Below are 16,490 nucleotides of genomic sequence, written 5' to 3'. Positions count from 1 at the left end.
GCCGGGCGCCACGCGACCCTTCAGCGGTCGCGCGTCAGCGACGATGTGTCGATGACCGACGTGCGTGGCGTCTCGACGGCCGGCCGGCCATCGACGAGCGCCGTCGCAACCTCGATCGCACGCTGCGACGAGAGCTCCGTCAGGCAGCGGCTCCAGCTTTCCAGGTGGCGGTCGCACCCCTCGAGCCTGCACGGTACGCAGTCGCCCTCGCCCTGCATCAGGTACACGTTGCCGCGCTGACCGGACCCGCGCAGCGGCCACGGTTCGTCGTGCGCCGGCCAGTTCGCGGGCCACGGCCCCCAGCGGACCGGATTGGAGGGCCCGAACAGCGCGAGGGTCGGCGTGCCGCATGCCGCGGCGACATGGGTTGCGCCGGTGTCGGGCCCGACGAACAGGCGCGCGCGACGAATCAGTTCCGCCGTTTCGCCGAACGTCAGGCGTCCGACAAAGTTGGCGACCGGCTCCTGCGCCGCGTCGACGATGCGACGCGCATAGTCTGCCTCCGCAGGCGCCGGGCCGCCGGTCAGCGCAACGTCGAAGCCGCGCCCGCGTGCCCAGCGGATCAGGTCGACCCAGCCGTCCTCATGCCATTGCTTGTAGCGGAACATCGGCGACGGATGCAGCACGACGAACGGCCGCTCGCCGGACAACCCGCCCGGGGCATGCAGCATTGCGTCGAACCGGGCCACGCGCGCGGGATCGGTGCCGATACCCGGCGCGACGACCTCCGCGCAGGGCGTCACGCCGAGCGCTTCGGCGATCGCAAGACTGCTCGTCACGGTATGCACGTCGCCGTGGCGATCAAGTGCAATGCCGTCGAGCATGAAGCGGATCAGCTTCGTCACGCGCGCGGGATCGACGAGCCCGACGCGCCGGCGGCCGCCGAACCACGCATAGAAGCGCGCCCGGTCGGAGCCGATCGCCGCACAGGCGAGATCGTAGCGACGCCAGACACGCAGCGCGTCGGCGAGACGCTCCCGCGGCTTCGCGCGCTGCGCGACGACGATCACGCGACGGATGTCGGGGTTGTGCTCGAGCACGCCCTCGGTTCCCTTGAACACGATCATGTCGATCTGCGCATCGGGCCAGCGGCGTTTCAGCGAGCGAACGAGCGGCGTGGCCAGCAATACGTCGCCGATCCGGCGGGTACAGGAAACGAGAATGCTGCGTGGCGGCGTATCGAGCCTGAGGGGAACGGTCACGGCGGGTATCGACAAATCGGAACGGGTAATTTTAGCGAAATCGCCGACGGCAAACCATTGGGCACACGGCCGTCAGGCCGTGAGCAGGCCATCGACCAGCGCGGCGATGCGCCGGTTCGCGGCCGCCACGTCGAGCGTCGCGATCTTCGCCGCTGCGCCGGTCGCAAGCAACGCGCGCAGCGACGCATCGGTGACGATCCGCTCGAGCGCGGCCGACATCGCGTCGATGTCGCCAACTGGCACGAGCAGGCCCGCGTTGCCCTCGTCCAGCATGTCACGCGGCCCCGTCGGGCAGTCGGCCGCGAGAACCGGCGTACCGAGCGCCATCGCCTCGCCGAGCACCATCGGCGCACCCTCGTAGCGGCTGCTCAGCACGAGCGCCTCGGCCGAGCGAATGAACGGAAACGGATTCGCGCAATAGCCGGCGAAGGAGACGGCATCGCGAATCCCGAGTTCCGCCGCGAGCTGTTCGAGCGTCGCGCGATCCGGGCCGTCGCCGAGCAGCACGAGCGTCGGGACGTCCGCGCTTCGCGAGCGCCATTTCGCATACGCGTGTAGCAGCGTCCTGTGATCCTTCTGCCCTTCGTCGAGCCTGGCAACCGACACGACGAACCGGCCGGCCGGTCGCTCGAATTCGGCATCGGCGCGGCGACGGATCGCGTTCACATCGATCACGTTCGGCAGATCGGCGATCCGCACACCCGACCCCGCGAATATCTCCTCCGCCTCGCGCCGCATCGCGGGCGTGAGCATCGCGATCGCCGCATAGTGCGAATACTGTCGCGTGCGCCGCGCCATGTACGCCCGGCTCTTGCTGCCGAAGCGCGCGACGAAGCTGTAATGGCTCACGCCGAACCAGGACGCGGCGCCGCGACCGGCGATCCGCCGCAGCGAGAAGTCGAAATCGCAGACGACATCGAAGCCGGCCGCCAGCCGCAGGAAGCGACGCGCGACGAGCGAGCGGATCGCCGCGTGCGTCATCAGCTTGTGCATCAGCTTCTCGCCGAAGCGCAACCGGCGGCGGCGCTCGACCTGATGCAGGACATGCGACCAGCGCGCGTGCGCCAGCACGTGAACCGGCACGTCGGCGGGAATCGCTCCGCTGCGTCGCAGCGCATCGAGATCGTCGGTCGGAAAGGCAACCGACAACGCGGGCGCGAAATGGCGGCGGTCCAGCGCGTTCAGCCAAGAAACCAGCGCGGTTTCGGTGCCGCCCCGCCCGAAGTCGTCGATATGGAACAGCAACCGCACCGGCTTGCCGTCCGCGCTTGGCGTCGCCGCTTGCGCGCGGCTCCGCACGATGCTCACGAGCCGCTCCCCGGCTGCGCCCGACGCACGCCGGCGCGTCGCTCACCGTACCCGAGCATCAGCCCGGCGAATGCCCAGAATGCGAGGATCGTTGTCTGCCACATGAAATCGTCCACCAGGTTCTTCGTGACCATGCCGGCGACGAGCGCGATGCCGCCCGCCGCGATCGACGGTTCAACGTGCCTCAAGCGCCAGAATGCGACGACGAGCGTCGCCAGCAACAGCGCCTGCAGCGCCAGGCCGATGCGCCCGGTCTGCAGCCACGTGTTCAGGAAAAGATTGTGCGCGTGCGTGAGCGCCTGCGGTTCGAGTGCCAGCAACTCCGGCGGCATCTCGCTGCGGTAAGCCATGCCCGGCACCGGTTTGCCGAAACCGATACCGCTCCATTCGTGGCGTCTGCCCTGCTCTTCGTAGAACTTCCACAGCTTCGGCCGCGTGTCCGATGACAACGTGTCGCCGACCCCGGTCATGCCGGGCGGCACATAGAGCCGCACACCGGCGATCGAGATGTCGCGCGAGGCGGCCAGCGGCGGCGGCGCGTCGTGATAGCGCAGCCGTGCGCTGATTTCGAGCGTGCCGACGGCGCCGACACCGACGACGGCCACGGCCAGCACCGCCAGCAGCAGATGATGCCGGTACAGCGGGAAAAGGCCGATCAGCAACGTGACCGCGGCGGCCGGCCAGAAAAAGCGGTTGAGGGTGGCGAGCCCGACCATCACGCACAGCACGATGCCCGTCACGCCGGCCCAGCGCCAGCCGCGTTTCGACACGAAGAACGCACAGAACAGCGCCATCGCAAACGCGGCGAGCGTACTCGTATGGCCGACTCGCGCATAAAAGCGCATCGGGATGGTCAGGGGGGTCGGCGGCTGCAGCTTGCCCCAGTAGATCACGCTGATCGCGGCGAGCAGCGCGCACGCGAGCCACACGGCCAGCGTGACGCGTTCCGCGCGTTCGACCCGCGTGCCGAACAGCCAGAAGCCCCAGAACGACAGCAGCGGATACACGACCTCGTCGAACCATGCGTGCCTGCTGACGTCCGGAAACACTGACCAGCGCACGGCGGCAAAACTCCACGCCGCCCAGGCGACGATCGGGACGAACAACGGCCACCGGAACAATGCCGGCCGCCCACGCGCGCAGGCCGCCGCGACCAGCGCGATACCGACCAGCACCATGCTGCTGTTCACGAACGCCGCCAGGTGTCCGAACATAACCGCGAACATCAGGACGGGGCAACCAATCCACAGAAGACGCTCGATACGCGCCGTAATAACAGTCATCGACCTTGCACCAGAACTTGTTGCAGCGCATCGCGCACCGCGTCCACCGACAGCCCGCTCATGCAGGCCGCGCTGCCGTCATGCCACGCGACGCACGTCGTGGCGTCGCGGTCACATCGCCGGATCCACTGAACGTGGCGCCGGAAAATATAGGGTTGATCGCGGCACGGCATGTCCGCAATCGTCACGGCGACGAACGGAACGTCGCGCCAATAGCGCCCGGCGCCGTGGACAACCGCGCTGCCGGGCCCGAACAGCGCAACGGTCGGCACGCCGATCAGGCGCGCGAGATGCGCAACGCCGGTATCGGGGCAGACAACCGCGCGCGCCGCCGCATACAGGTGCCAGAGATCCGCGAGGCCGAGTTTCCCGGCAAAATTTGGCTGCCCGGCGTGCGGACCGATCGTGTCGATCAGTTCGGATTCGCTCTTGCCGCCGCTCCACACCACCATCTGGCCGGCCGCCTCGATGTCGGCCGCCAGCGCACGCCAGCGCTCGACCGGCCAGCGCTTGACCATCGTACTCGCCCCGGGATGCAACACCACGTAAGGCCGCTCCCGAAGCACCGCGGGCAGCTCGGTGCTCGCGGCCGGCGCCGGCCAGTCACCCGGCCGGTACGCGCGCGGCGACGGACCGTCGACCAGGTCGGCGGTCAGATCACCCCACGCGGCGGGCTCGTCGGGATAGGGGCGGCACTCGTCGACCGGCCAGTTCTTCCAGGCCGGGGAATCGCCGCCATGTGCGACGATCCAGCGGCACCCCGCGCCGAGCGCGAGCCAGCTGTGACGGTTGTCCGCTGCAACGATGCCGAGATCGTAAGGCCCCGACGCCAGCAGCCGGCGCACCGACGCGGGATCGCGCGGATCGAAGGCCAATGCCTGCACGCCAAACGGTCCGCCCGTGTACAGCGGCGCAATCGCCTTCGGGCATGCGAGCACGATACGCGCAGCCGGATGCTGTTCGCGCAACTTCGCCAGCAACGGTGTCAGCAACAGCGTATCGCCGAGCAGCAGGTGATGCGCGACGAAAATGCTCGCCGGCTGCAAGGGCCTGCGCCGCAGCGGCTTGAACAGCAATCTCGGCAGGGCCCGCGCGAAGATGTGGATACGTCCGGGAAAACGGCTCATCGGTATACGGCGGGCGTCTCGATGGCAGGACTCGCAGTGAACATCGGCCTGACGAACGGCCAATTCGTCACACGAATCGTCATGATCATTGTGGATTGAATAAGTGCTTGCGCGGGGCAAATCGCGCCGGGCAACCTGTTCGGCGCACCGGAGCGGAAATCGCGAGCCGCGCTGCCAAACACCGGCCACCGGCCGGTAAACAGGCCGCCAGAGTATACCATCGCCCCCTCGCACTTCCGAACCGAAAGCCAGCCGACAGGCTGGCCATTGCGTGGCCGGAATGCCGCTACGCCGACGTACGCCCGTGGACCGTGCGAGCCAGCGCGAGCAACTGCTCGACATGATGGCGCACGCCCGGGTCGTAGCCCACCGCGCCGTGCGCGACGGCCGCCCGGTCGACGGCTTGCGCCCCGCTCGCCGCCGTCGCCAGCACCGCGCGCAGCGAATCTAGATCGTCCGCCGCGAACGTGAGCTTCGCATGCTCCGCGATCACGTCGTGGCAACCCAGCGTCGGTGGCAGGATCACCGGCGTCCCGCACATGACCGACTCAACGCCGACCAGCCCGAACGGCTCGTATTTCGATGCAAGGATCGTGTAGTCCGCTGCCCGGTAGCCGTCCTCGATGTCCTTCACGTAGCCGATGTAGCGCAGTTGCGCCGAGGTCCGCTCGGGCGGCCGGCCGGCCACCGCGACGACGATCGATGCGTCCGTGCCCTTCAGCGCGGCCTCGATTAGCGGCAGGCCCTTGCGCACGTGACTGCTCGACGGAAACAGCAGGACGACGTCGCGCTCGTCGAACCCGAAGCGGCGCCGCAACGCCGCCCGCTCGCCGTCGCCGACCGGTGTGAAGCGCTGCGCGTCGACCGGCGGATACAGCATGCGGATCTTCGCGTCGTCGACGCCGTACAGCGTGCGCAACTCGTCGCGCATCATCTGCGAATGGGCGACGACGTAGCGCGCGGCCGCATACTGCCGGCTCTCGAGCGCAATCTGGCGCCGGTCGAAATAGCCCGGCGCCCGGCCGATCGCGCGCAGGAAGCCGCGATGCGTGCCGCCGCAAATCGCGATCTCGGCGCCGACGACCCGGTTGCAGCCGATCAGGACGTCGACGTTCGCAGCGCGGCGCGCGCCGCGCAGCCGCCACGAAAACCATTCGTCGCGCAGCTTGCCGGGCAGGAACGACACATCGATCCGATGCGGCTCGACGAGCCGCGCCTCGGGAATCGACGCATCGACCGACCTTGCGAAGAACGCCGGCGTCACCCCGGCCTCCACCATCCCGCGTGCGATATCGATCGCGTAGCGCTCGAGGCCGCCGCCGTGTTTCAACGCATTGGCCGACAGGCCGATCTTCATCGCGGCACTCCCGCGATACGAACCGGCGCGACGCTCACCCGGCCTCCTGCTGGAACTGGATCCGGTGCAGGTGCGCATACAGGCCGCCGGATTCGAGCAGCTCCGCGTGGTTGCCGCTCTCGACGATGCGGCCGCCGTCCATCACGAGAATCCGGTCGGCGCGCTCGATCGTCGACAGCCGGTGTGCGATCACCAGCGTCGTACGGCCCTTCATCAGCGTCTCGAGCGCCGCCTGAACATGGCGCTCGGATTCGGAATCGAGCGCCGACGTCGCTTCGTCGAGAATCAGGATCGGTGCATCCTTGTAGATCGCGCGGGCGATCGCGAGGCGCTGGCGCTGGCCACCCGACAGGCGCATGCCGTTGTCGCCGACGAGCGTGTCGAGCCCGTCGGGCATCGCCTCGACCGTACTGAGCAGGTTCGCCGCGCGCAGCGCCGCGGTCACGCGCTCGCGGTCGGGCGTCTGCCCGTACGCGACGTTGCTCGCGATCGTGTCGTTGAACAGCACGACATCCTGGCTCACCATCGCGATCTGGCCGCGCAAGTCGCGCAGCTGGTATTCGGGCAACGCAACGCCGTCGACGAGGATCTCGCCGGAGGTCGGATCGAAGAAGCGCGGCAACAGGTTGACGAGCGTCGTCTTGCCGCTGCCCGACGGGCCCGCGAGCGCGATCATCTCGCCGGGCGCCACGTCGAACGACACGCGATCGAGCGTCGGCTTGCCGGTACCCGCGCCATACGCGAACGACACGTCGCGGAACCGGATCCGGCCCGTCGCCTTCTCGAGCGGCTTGCCGCCGCCTTCGGGCTCGCACGGCTCGTCGATCAGGCCGAAGATCAGCTCGGCCGCCGTCATCCCGCGCTGCAGCGGCTGGTTCACGTCCATCAGGTGCTTGAGCGGCGAAATGATCAGCAGCATCGCCGTGACGAACGCGACGAAACCGCCGACCGTCGTCTGGTCGTTCGACGACTGCACGACCGCGATCGTCAGCACGACCGCCAGTGCGATCGACGCAAGAAACTGCGTGAGCGGCTGCGCGAGCCCGCCCGACACGATCATCCGCATCGAATAGCCGCGCAGGCGCCGGCTCAGCTCGTTGAACCGGCCGATTTCGTACTGCTCGCCGTTGTGGATCTTGACGACCTTGTAGCCGCCCACGGTTTCCTCGACGATGTACGCGAGCTGGTTCGTCAGCATCTGGTGCTCGCGGTTCAGCCGGCGCAGGCGCCGGTTGATCTTGCCGACGAGCCAGCCGATGCACGGCAGCAGCACGGCGACGATCAGCGTGAGCCGCCAGTTCAGGTAGAACAGGTAGCCGAGCAGGAAGAGCACCGTCAACGAATCGCGCACGAGCGTGATCAGCACGCCCAGCAGGACGTTCAGGACCTGGTTGACCTCGAAGACGACCGCGTTGATTACCGTGCTCGCGGTCTCGCGCTGGAAAAACGACACGCCGGTGTGGATCATCCGGTCGAACATCTGGATCCGCAGATCGAGCAGGATCCGGTTCGACACGTATTGCAGCAGGTAGTTGGACGCGTACTGCGCGGCGGCCCGCACGAGCGCGAGACCGACGACCGCGATCGGCACGTAGAGCTTCGCGCTCACGTCGCCCTTGGTGCCGAAGCCGCGATCGAGCAGCGGCTTGAGCAGCGCCGGGATCCCGGCTTCGGTTGCGGCGACGACGGCCATCGCGAGGACGCCGGCCACCATCACCCACAGGAGCGGCTTCAGGTAAGGCCACAAACGGCGTGCGACGACCACGGGCGACGACGCGTCTTCGCCGCCCAGGGGTTTGCTAAGAGTAGGCTTGACGCTCAAGATGCCCTCAAGGAATTCGAACCGGGTAACATTCAGTAGACAATTTCGGCCGAGCTGCCGTCGAACGCCGCGCGCAGTTCCGCGAGCAGCACGTCGCTCGGCTTCACGCGCCACGCGTCGCCGAGACGCATTTCACCCTGTGCCCGCGCGTTGCTGTAGTGGACCTGCACAGCGAGCCCGTTCGGCAGCGGCGCCTGCGGGCGGCGACCGCCATCGCGCCCGCCACCGCGCGGCGCCGGCGCTTCAACCGCCGGCGCGGCGGCCGGATCGTCCTTCGATACGTGCGACTCGAGCACGCGGCGCAGCGCGACTGCGTCGGCGTTGCCGTTCATCGTCAGCCGCACGGCCTGCGCATAGCGGCTGCGCGCGCGCTCGAGATCCATCACCGTATCGGCCGTGAAGCGGATGCCGCCGGTGAACGCATCGTTGCGCGCCTGCCCCTGCACGATCAGCAACTCGTCTTCCTTGAACAGTGCCTTGTTCGCCTCGAACTGCTCGTTGAAGATCGTGATCTCGCACTGGCCCGAACCGTCGTCGAGCAGCGCGATCAGCATCTTGCCGCGCTGGGTCATCTGCGTGCGCAGCGATGCGATGATGCCGGCCACGATCTTGTCGCGTCCTTCCTTCAGGTCGCCGACCTTCTGCCGGACGAAGCGGCGCACCTCGTCGCGATACGCGTCGAACAGGTGGCCGGACAGGTAGAAGCCGAGGGCCCCCTTCTCTTCCTGCAGGCGGCGCTTGTCGTCCCACGCGGGCTCGTCGACGAGCGCGTGCGCGTGCGGCGACTCGGCACCCATGTCGAACAGGCCGGCCTGCATTGCGTTCGCCGCGGCCTGGTCGGCCGCTTCCATCGCCAGCGGCACCGACGCGATCAGCTGCGCACGGTTCGTATTCAGCGAATCGAACGCGCCGGCGCGGATCAGCGCCTCGACCGTGCGGCGGTTGACGACGCGCCGGTCGATCCGCTCGCAGAAATCGAACAAGTCGGTAAACGCCTTCTCCTCGCGGGCGCGCAGGATTTCCTCGATCGCGTTCTGGCCGCTGCCCTTCACCGCACCGAGGCCATAGCGAATCGTGCGCGAGCGCTTGCCGTCGGCTTCGGCGACCGGCTCGAAGCGGTAGTGCGACTGGTTGATGTCGGGCGGCAGCACGGCGAGGTTGTTCACGACGCAATCGTCGAACAGGATCTTCACCTTGTCGGTGTCGTCCATCGCGAGCGTCATGTTGGCCGCCATGAATTCGGCCGGATGGTGCGCCTTCAGCCACGCGGTGAAGTACGCGAGCAGCGCATAGGCCGCCGCGTGCGACTTGTTGAAGCCGTAGCCCGCGAACTTCTCCATCAGGTCGAAGATTTCGTCGGACTTCTCGCGGGCCAGGCCGTTCTTCGCGGCGCCCGCCGCGAAGATCTCGCGGTGCTCGGCCATCTCCTCGGCCTTCTTCTTGCCCATCGCGCGGCGCAGCAAGTCCGCGCCGCCGAGCGAGTAGCCGCCGATGATCTGCGCCATCTGCATCACCTGCTCCTGATAGACCATGATGCCGTAGGTCTCTTTCAGGACGGGTTCGACGCGCGGATCGGGATACTCGACCTTCTCGCGGCCGTGCTTCCGTGCGCAGAAGCTCGGGATCAGGTCCATCGGGCCCGGACGGTACAACGACACGAGCGCGATGATGTCCTCGAAGCGGTCGGGCTGCGCATCCTTCAGCATGCCCTGCATCCCGCGGCTTTCCAGCTGGAACACCGCGACCGTGTTGGCCTTCTTCAGGATCTGGAACGACGCCGGATCGTCGAGCGGCACCTGCGCGAGCGACCAGTCGGCCTTCGACGGATCGAGGCGGCGGATATAGCGCTCGGCCCAGTCGAGGATCGTCAGCGTCGTGAGACCCAGAAAGTCGAACTTCACGAGGCCGACGGCTTCGACGTCGTCCTTGTCGTACTGGCTGACCACGCCGCCGTCGTCGCCCTGCGTGTACAGCGGGCAGAAGTCGGTCAGCTTGCCGGGCGCGATCAGCACGCCGCCCGCGTGCATCCCGACGTTACGCGTGAGGCCTTCGACGCGCTGGGCGAGGTCGAGCAGCTGGTGCACTTCGTCCTCGTGGTCGTAGCGCTCCTGCAGTTGCGGCTCTTCCTTCATCGCGTCGGCGATCGTCACGTGCTTGCCCGGCTTGAACGGGATCAGCTTCGCAATGCCGTCGGTGAACATGTAGCCGAGGTCGAGCACACGGCCGATGTCGCGCACGGCCGCCTTCGCGGCCATCGTGCCGAAGGTGGCGATCTGCGACACGGCGTCCGCGCCGTACTTCTCCTTCACGTACTGGATCACACGATCGCGGCCGTGCTGGCAGAAGTCGATGTCGAAGTCGGGCATCGACACGCGTTCCGGGTTCAGGAAGCGCTCGAACAGCAGGTTGTAGCGCAGCGGGTCGAGGTCGGTAATGCCGAGCGCGTACGCGACCAGCGAACCGGCGCCCGAGCCGCGGCCCGGGCCGACCGGCACGCCGTTGTTCTTCGCCCAGTTGATGAAGTCCGCAACGATCAGGAAGTAGCCCGGGAAGCCCATCTTCGTGATGGTCCCGCACTCGAATTCGAGCCGCTTGTAGTACGTGTCGCGCTGCGCGTCACGCTCGGCTTCGGCCGGATACAGCTGCGCGAGGCGGGTCTCGAGCCCCTCCTTCGACAGCTGGACCAGGTAGTCGTCGAGCGACATGCCGTCCGGCGTCGGGAACAGCGGCAGTTTCGGCTTGCCGAGCTCGAGCTTCAGGTTGCAGCGCTTCGCGACTTCGACCGTGTTCGCGATCGCCGACGGCAGGTCGGCAAACAGCGCGGCCATGTCGTCCTGCGTGCGGAAAAACTGGTCGGTCGTGAAACGCTTCTGGCGCCGCGGGTTCGCGAGGATGTCGCCTTCCGAGATACACACGCGCGCCTCGTGCGCGGTGAAATCGTCGTCGGTCATGAACTGCGTCGGGTGCGTCGCGACGACCGGCAGTTGCAGCGCCGCGGCGAGCGCCGCAGCCTGCTGGATGTACGCCTCGGCGCCCGGCTGGCCGTACCGCTGCAGCTCGATGTAGAAGCCGCCCGGGAACACCTTCGCCCAGCGCTCGGCGTGACGGCGCGCGGCTTCTTCGTTGCCCGCGGCAAGCGCGAGCCCGATATCGCCCTGTTGCGCGCCCGACAGCGCGAGCAGCCCCTGCGCGAGCTCGCCGTCGAGCCAGCTCGCGTCGAGTTCCGCACGGCCGCGGTACTGGTTCGTGAGCCACGCCTTCGACAGCAGCTCGCAGAGATTCAGGTAACCGACCTTGTCCTTGACGAGCAGCAGTAGCCGCGACGGCTTGTCGCGGTCGTCCGGATTGGTGATCCAGACGTCGCAGCCGGCGATCGGCTTGATGCCCTTGCCGCGGGCTTCCTTGTAAAAACGGACGAGACCGAATGCGTTGCCGAGATCGGTGAGCGCGAGCGCGCCCTGACCGTCTGCGGCCGCGGCCTTGACGATGTCGTCAATGCGCACGATGCCGTCGGCAATCGAGAATTCGGAGTGAACGCGAAGATGGACGAAGCGGGGATCTGACATGGGCGCTATTGTAGCCGCCCCGCCACGCGGGCTGCCCAAAAAATCCCCGCCCCGGCCGTTCGGCCGATGCGCGCGACCACACGCCGCGCGACTGGCCAAACGGCCGGATGCTGGCCTGAGCGCCGTTTGCGGGATAATACGGTTTTTCGAATCCACGCCCCGGCTTCGCACCCTTTTTTGCGGGCCGCCGTGCGGCCGTTTTCCCGTCGGACCATCATGACCATCGTCAACCTCGCCGCCTACCACTTCGTGTCGCTCGACGCGAACGAGCAATGGCGCCCGCTCGTCACCGCCCGCTGCAACGAACTCGGCCTGCGTGGCACGATCCTGCTCGCGCCGGAAGGCATCAACCTGTTCATCGCCGGCACGCGCGAAGCCGCCGACGCGTTCATCGCGTACCTCCGCCACGATCCGCTGTTCGAAGGCAAGTTCGCGTCGCTGCAGTTCAAGGAAAGCCTGTCCGACTCGCAGCCGTTCCGCCGCATGCTCGTGCGCCTGAAGCGCGAGATCATCACGATGAAGAAGCCCGCGATCAAGCCGGAACTCGGCCGCGCGCCGTTCGTCGACGCGCGCACGCTGAAGACGTGGCTCGACCGCGGCCACGACGACACGGGCCGCCCGGTCGTGATGCTCGACACGCGCAACGCGTTCGAAATCGACGTCGGCACGTTCGACGATGCGCTCGACTACCGGATCGACAAGTTCAGCGAATTCCCGGAAGTCATCGATGCGAACCGTGCCGACCTCGAAGGCAAGACGGTCGTGTCGTTCTGCACGGGCGGCATCCGCTGCGAGAAAGCCGCGATCCACATGAAGGAAATCGGCATCGAGAACGTGTACCAGCTCGAAGGCGGGATCCTGAAATACTTCGAGGAAGTCGGCGGCGCGCACTATCACGGTGACTGCTTCGTGTTCGACTACCGCACCGCGCTGAACCCGCAACTCCAGCCCACCGAAAACGTCACGTGCTTCGCGTGCCGCGCGGTCGTCACGCCGGAAGCGCAACAGTCGCCGAGCTACGTGCACGGCAAGTCGTGCCCGGCCTGCGCACCGGCGGCGAGCGCCGCGTAAGCGCGCGTTGCCCCGTGCCCCGATGACTGCCTATCGCGGCCGCTTCGCGCCGTCGCCCACCGGCCCGCTGCACTTCGGCTCGCTGGTCGGCGCACTCGCGAGCTGGCTCGACGCACGCGCGCACGGCGGCGCATGGCTCGTGCGCATCGAGGATCTCGACGGCCCGCGCACGGTGCCCGGCGCGGCCGACGACATCCTCGCGACGCTCGCGCATTTCGGCATGACGCCCGACGAGCCGCCCGTCTGGCAAAGCACGCGCGATGCCGCCTATACGGCCGCGCTCGAACGGCTCGTCGCAGCCGGGCTCGTCTATCCGTGCGGCTGCACGCGCAAGGAAATCGCCGATTCGCTACGCGCCGCGCACGAGCGCCACACGACGCTCGCCTACCCGGGCACCTGCCGCACCGGCCTGCATGGCAAGCCCGCGCGCGCATGGCGGCTGCGCGTGCCGGATGGCGACGATGCGATCGTCACGTTCGACGATCGCTGGCAGCACACGCAATCGCAGAACCTCGCGACCGAAGTCGGCGATTTCGTGCTGAAGCGCGCGGACGGGCAATGGGCCTATCAGCTCGCGGTCGTCGTCGACGATGCCGAAGCGCACATCACGCACGTCGTGCGCGGCGCCGACCTGCTCGACTCGACCGCGCGCCAGATCCACCTGCAGCGCTGCCTCGGCGTGCCGACGCCGCGCTACCTGCATGTGCCCGTCGTCGTCGATGCGAACGGCGAAAAGCTCAGCAAGCAGACGGGCGCGACCGCGCTCGAACGCGACGATCCGCTGCCGGCGCTGCAAGCCGCCGCCGCGCACCTGGGCCTCGCGCCCGACGGCGCGTTCGCAGGCACGACGCTCGATGCGTTCTACGCGGCCGCAACGGCCGCGTGGGCGACGCGCTTCGGGCCGCAAGCCGGCTAAACGCGCGGCAACGAGCCGGTTTCGCGGCGATCGGGCGTCGGCCGGGTGCCGGCTGCGTCGCTCGCCGCCTGCGTACTACACCCTCTTCCGCTCCCCCATCGAACCGCGGCTCCAATGAAAAACGGGCACATGCTCATCGCATGCACCCGCTTCTCCCGCAGCGCTCGCGCGCCGCTCCGTCACGTCCGCCGGGCTTACGCCGACGGCTTGCGCGGCATCCCGAACCCGCCGAGCAGCGCGGCGACCTGACGCTTCGGCCCCTTCTTCTCGGGCTGCTGCGCAGGCTGCGCGTCTTCCTGCTGCTTCGCCGGCGCCGACGGCTCGTACGGCTTCAGGAAGAAATCGTCGACCGGCGCTTCGTGGCGACGGTGATGGCCGCGCTCGGAACCGCCCGGCCGGCGCCCAGATGCGCCGCGATGCTCGTCGCGCTCACGACGGCCACCGCGTTCGCCGCCCCGTTCGCCACCGCGCTCGCTGTTACGGTCGCCGCCGCGATCGCCGCCGCGGTCGTTGCCGCGCTCGTCGTGACGGTGGCGCGCCGGCTTGTCGAGCACGAGCGTCTGCATTTCGAGCGGACGCTTGATCAGCTTCTCGATATCGGCGAGCTGCTTGCGCTCGTTCGGGCTGCACAGCGACAGCGCGTCGCCCGTCGCACCCGCGCGGCCGGTACGGCCAATCCGGTGCACGTAGTCTTCCGCGCTGAACGGCAGGTCAAAGTTGATCACGGCCGGCAGCTCGGCGATGTCGAGGCCGCGCGCGGCCACGTCGGTCGCGACCAGCGCCTCGATCTCGCCGCGCTTGAACGCGTCGAGCGCCTGCATCCGCTCGAGCTGCGTCTTGTCGCCGTGGATCGCCGACGCGACCACGCCGTCGCGCTCGAGGTTGCGCGCGAGCCGGCTTGCGCCGATCTTGCTGTTGCAGAACACGATCACCTGCTTGAGCGCGCGATCGCGCAGCAGCTGCACGACGGCCGCCTGCTTGTCGCCTTCGGCGACGTCGTAGACGATCTGCGTGACGTTCGCGTTCGTCGAGTTGCTGCGCGCGACCTCGATCGTCTGCGGATTGCGCAGGTAGGTCGACGCGAGCTTCTTGATTTCCCCCGAGAAGGTGGCCGAGAACAGCAGCGTCTGGCGCTCCTTCGGCAGCAGGTTCAGGATGCGCTGCAGATCGGGCAGGAAGCCCATGTCGAGCATCCGGTCGGCTTCGTCGAGCACCAGGATCTGCACCTGGCCGAGATTCGCCGTCTTCTGCTGCACGTGGTCGAGCAGGCGGCCCGGCGTCGCGATCAGGATCTCGACGCCGCGGCGCAGTTCGGCCATCTGCGGGTTCATGTCGACGCCGCCGAACACGACCGCGCTGCGCAGCGGCGTGTGCTTCGCATACGCGTGCACGTTCGCGGCGACCTGGTCGGCGAGTTCGCGGGTCGGCGTGAGGATCAGCGCACGCACCGGGTGGCGCGCCGGTGACGCGCTCGTATTGGCCTGCGGCAGCAGGCGCTGGATGATCGGCAGCGAGAAACTCGCGGTCTTGCCGGTGCCCGTTTGCGCGGCGCCCATGACGTCGCGGCCGGCGAGCACGACCGGAATGGCCTGCGCCTGGATCGGCGTCGGCGTCGTATAGCCCTGCTCCGCAATGGCTTTCAGGATATCGGCGGCAAGGCCGAATTGATCGAAGGTTGCGTCGACGGGCTTGGCGACAGAATCGGACATGGTGGCGTTTCGCTCAAAAGGCGCGGCGGGGACATCGTGCGTCAGGCCAGCCGGGCCTGCGCTCATCACAATTCGGAAATAGACGGAGCCGCGGCGCGCCGCGCGGCGCCGCTCTGGCGCTTGGGACCGGTTCAATACGAACGCGGGACACCAGGCCGTGCGGACTCCGTTCGGCGCGAATGCCGGCGGAAAGGGGCGTATTGTAGCACTGCGCGGCCATCTGTCCGTGACAACGCCGCGAACGGCCGCAACGGCAGTTCGCGCGATGGGTCCGGGCAGGCCCTCGCGGTCGACGGATGGCCCGATTGGACTATCCCGATCGGCCGGTGGGCAATTTCAGGGGTCCGATCCCGGATCGTCCTGCCCGGCCGCCCGCTGACAGCCCACGTGCAGGGCCGCCAGGCACAGGAGCCGGCCGCCGGCAGGCAGCGGCGGCGCACGATCCACGTTCGCGCCGGGCGCTCAGCCTTTCTTCTTTTTCTTCTCGACCTGTACGCAGTCGCCCAGCAGCGGCGGCGAATTCTGGTCGGCGATCTCGTCGCGCAGCGTCGCTTCCTTGCCCTTCGTCCACCACGTGTAGCGGCCGGCCTGGTAGCGCGCGCCCGACGCCGACACGGTGTCGACGAACAGCATCTGCTTCCCGTTGACCGGCACGAGCGCGAAGCTCTGGCCGTTGCCCGCGAGCCAGTACGACACGCGCACGGGCTGCTTCTGGTTCGCACACTGGTAAACGGCGAACTGGCGCGAATCGGCGTCGATCTCTTCGACGGTCAGTTGCGCGGCATGCGCGACGGAAACGGCGGTGCCGGCGAGCACGAGCGCGGCGAGGGTTTGGCGAATCATGCAGGCCCTCTCACGAGACGGGTGGAAACGCGCCCTCGCGGGGCGCGCGATTCTTGTTGGCGTTCGGCTGGCGATCGCGCCGGGTATCGCGATCAGGGATCGATGACGTCGGCACACGCGTCGGTCGGCGCGGCCGCGAGGTGGCCGACGAGCGGCACGATCTTGAGCCCGGCCGACGCCACCCGGCAGGGAGCGGCCGCGAGGCCGCAACCCGCGAGACTCGCGACAAGCGCCAGCGCGGCGGCCAGTTTTCCAATACGCAGCCAGTTCGGCGTCATCGTCCTCT

The 16,490-nt window shown here is 68.1% G+C and carries 12 protein-coding genes; 2 read left to right on the top strand and 10 right to left on the bottom strand.

From position 1 onward, the window contains the following. Positions 1–20 precede the first annotated feature (20 nt). The 7 genes from LGN19_RS21100 to dnaE all read right to left on the bottom strand — a co-directional run bounded on the left by LGN19_RS21100 (position 21) and on the right by dnaE (position 11,665). Complete coding sequence (locus LGN19_RS21100; RefSeq protein WP_226216940.1) at positions 21–1,202, bottom strand: glycosyltransferase family 9 protein; 1,182 nt, start codon at positions 1,200–1,202, stop codon at positions 21–23. A gap of 72 nt (positions 1,203–1,274) precedes the next feature. Further along, entirely contained in the window at positions 1,275–2,510 is a 1,236-nt protein-coding gene (locus LGN19_RS21095) for a glycosyltransferase (RefSeq protein ID WP_226216938.1), read from the bottom strand. Next, a complete protein-coding gene (locus LGN19_RS21090) occupies positions 2,507–3,736 on the bottom strand; it encodes an O-antigen ligase family protein (RefSeq protein ID WP_413227225.1) in 1,230 nt (409 codons plus the stop codon). Before LGN19_RS21090 ends, LGN19_RS21095 begins: the two co-directional genes overlap by 4 nt. Positions 3,737–3,789: 53 nt before the next feature. Next, entirely contained in the window at positions 3,790–4,920 is a 1,131-nt protein-coding gene (locus tag LGN19_RS21085; protein WP_226217013.1) for a glycosyltransferase family 9 protein, read from the bottom strand. A 286-nt stretch (positions 4,921–5,206) separates the two neighbouring features. Continuing rightward, complete coding sequence (locus LGN19_RS21080; RefSeq protein ID WP_226216935.1) at positions 5,207–6,277, bottom strand: glycosyltransferase family 4 protein; 1,071 nt, start codon at positions 6,275–6,277, stop codon at positions 5,207–5,209. Between the two features lie 34 nt (positions 6,278–6,311). Further along, the gene (gene msbA / locus LGN19_RS21075) at positions 6,312–8,099 is read right to left on the bottom strand and encodes a lipid A export permease/ATP-binding protein MsbA (RefSeq protein WP_122945943.1); all 1,788 of its coding nucleotides are present in this window, start codon (positions 8,097–8,099) and stop codon (positions 6,312–6,314) included. 32 nt (positions 8,100–8,131) lie between these two features. After that, positions 8,132–11,665, bottom strand: a complete 3,534-nt coding sequence (gene dnaE / locus LGN19_RS21070) for a DNA polymerase III subunit alpha (protein ID WP_226216933.1) — start codon at positions 11,663–11,665, stop codon at positions 8,132–8,134. Positions 11,666–11,881: 216 nt separating this feature from the next. On the opposite strand from dnaE, the gene LGN19_RS21065 reads away from it, so the two are divergent. Beyond that, positions 11,882–12,736, top strand: coding sequence for a sulfurtransferase (locus tag LGN19_RS21065; protein WP_122945945.1), 855 nt, complete (start codon positions 11,882–11,884; stop codon positions 12,734–12,736). A gap of 22 nt (positions 12,737–12,758) precedes the next feature. Beyond that, complete coding sequence (gene gluQRS, locus LGN19_RS21060; RefSeq protein WP_226216931.1) at positions 12,759–13,652, top strand: tRNA glutamyl-Q(34) synthetase GluQRS; 894 nt, start codon at positions 12,759–12,761, stop codon at positions 13,650–13,652. Between the two features lie 194 nt (positions 13,653–13,846). On the opposite strand, the gene LGN19_RS21055 is transcribed toward gluQRS, so the two are convergent. From LGN19_RS21055 to LGN19_RS21045, 3 genes are all read right to left on the bottom strand, one after another. After that, the gene (locus LGN19_RS21055) at positions 13,847–15,427 is read right to left on the bottom strand and encodes a DEAD/DEAH box helicase (RefSeq protein ID WP_226216930.1); all 1,581 of its coding nucleotides are present in this window, start codon (positions 15,425–15,427) and stop codon (positions 13,847–13,849) included. 396 nt (positions 15,428–15,823) lie between these two features. After that, complete coding sequence (locus LGN19_RS21050; protein WP_122945947.1) at positions 15,824–16,204, bottom strand: MliC family protein; 381 nt, start codon at positions 16,202–16,204, stop codon at positions 15,824–15,826. A gap of 92 nt (positions 16,205–16,296) precedes the next feature. After that, positions 16,297–16,482, bottom strand: coding sequence for a DUF6726 family protein (locus LGN19_RS21045; RefSeq protein WP_122945948.1), 186 nt, complete (start codon positions 16,480–16,482; stop codon positions 16,297–16,299). Positions 16,483–16,490: the final 8 nt, after the last annotated feature.

Origin of the sequence: Burkholderia sp. AU30198 (genome assembly GCF_020419825.1) — a bacterium.
Taxonomy (GTDB): Bacteria; Pseudomonadota; Gammaproteobacteria; order Burkholderiales; family Burkholderiaceae; genus Burkholderia.
Note: the sequence above shows the minus strand (reverse complement) of the source record. Positions and strands in the feature narration are given on the sequence as shown.